General features: G+C 71.2%; 1 protein-coding gene. It reads right to left on the reverse strand.

Annotation, left to right across the window (positions count from 1 at the left end):
* Positions 1-43 precede the first annotated feature (43 nt).
* On the reverse strand, positions 44-1,538 hold a 1,495-nt coding region (locus ACVJO7_RS33970; RefSeq protein ID WP_491676365.1), incomplete at its 5' end, for an integrase core domain-containing protein.

A 1,538-nucleotide genomic window follows, 5' to 3' on the forward strand; every position in this document is an offset into this window, starting at 1 on the left:
ATGTGTGGTCTCAGGTGACGCTTGACCGAACGTCCTCAGTTGATCATTGACGAGCGGGCATGTCGTGGACGCCGGCTCCGGTGACGTGGAGGCGGGTGATCGGGGCGAGGCTGCGGCGGGGTCGGACGGCGATCTCCTCGCCGTTGTGCAGGACGCGGAAATGGGTGTCCTCGACGACGACCGTGACGAGCTTCCCGGCGTGACGCGGGCCGAGCTTGATCCGCTGGCGGGCGACCATGATCCGGCCGCTGGCGTGGACCTTCCGTTGGGCCTGAAGCGATCCGGCGGGAAGCGGTGGTGGTGGGAGTCGTGTGGCGGCTTGGCGGGCGCCGTGCAGGGCGGGGAGCTTGGCCGCCGGGATCGGGCAGGGCCAGGTCCCGACGAGGGCGTTATCGGCGATGGCGTGCAAGAGGTGACCGTCGAGCCGGAGCGTGATGCGGCGCCCGGCGTAGGCGAATCCGATAAGGTGCCTGCTCCCGTCGAGGGCGACCTTGCCGTCCTTGTTCACCTCCCGCTCGAGCTCGATCGCCGCGCCCGCCGCCAAGGGCGCGTGCGCGCCGCCGGGGCGTCGTAAGGCGGCGGGTGCGGGTGGTGGCCCTGCGGGGCGGGCGCCGCGCATGCTCAGGTGCCGCAGGTCATCAGGGCTGAGCCGGGAGGCGACGGTGCGCAGCACCTCACCGGCGAGGATGAGGTGGACACTTCGTTGGTCGGCCCAGATCGTGATCGTCTGACCGGCGAGGCCGCGCGGGACGGACACGCTCTGGCGCCCGGTGCGGATGGTGATCTGCGCGCCGGGAGGCACTCGGGCCTGGAACTCGATCGCTGCGCCCTCACGTTCTTCGTGCCACCACGGCTCGTTCACCGGCCCCGGCCCGGCAGCCGCGGCCCCGTCGGTCACCGCGGGCGAGGACCCCGTCAGGGAGGCGATGTCGATGTCGAGCCGGGAGGGCCCGTTGGGCCGGAACAAAGCGGCCGGGACGGCCATGTCGATTCCCTGGTGGGGCCGGTGGGCGTTGTAGCCGGCCACCCAGCCATCGATCGCCTCCTGGGCCGCGGCCGCGGACTCGAACGGCGCGACGTGATCGAGGAACTCGGTGCGCAGTGTCTTGTGGAAGCGCTCGATCTTCCCGGTCGTGGTGGGCGAGCGTGGTTTCGTCAGCCGCGGGGTGATCCCGTTTTCCCGACAGACCCGCTCGAAGAGCACCTCGACCGGCTGCGGGCGGGTGTGGCGGCCGGTGAACTGCTTGCCGTTGTCGGTCAACACCTCCGAGGGCACTCCGTAGCGGCGCATCGCCGCGGTGAACGACTCGCAGACCGCCCGCCCCGACGGCGCCACCAACACCGCGGCGACCACCACGAAGCGGGAGTGATCGTCGATGCCGGTCAGCAGCTTGCACGAGCGTCCGTCCGCGAGCGGGACCCCGCCGACGATGTCGAGCTGCCACAGATGCATCGGCTCGGCCCGTTCCCACCGCCGATAGACCCGCTTGTGCTCCTGGACCTGCACGGCGACCAGGCCGTTGCGCACCAGGATCCGG

It is taken from the genome of Pseudonocardia sp. DxW, assembly GCF_058448985.1.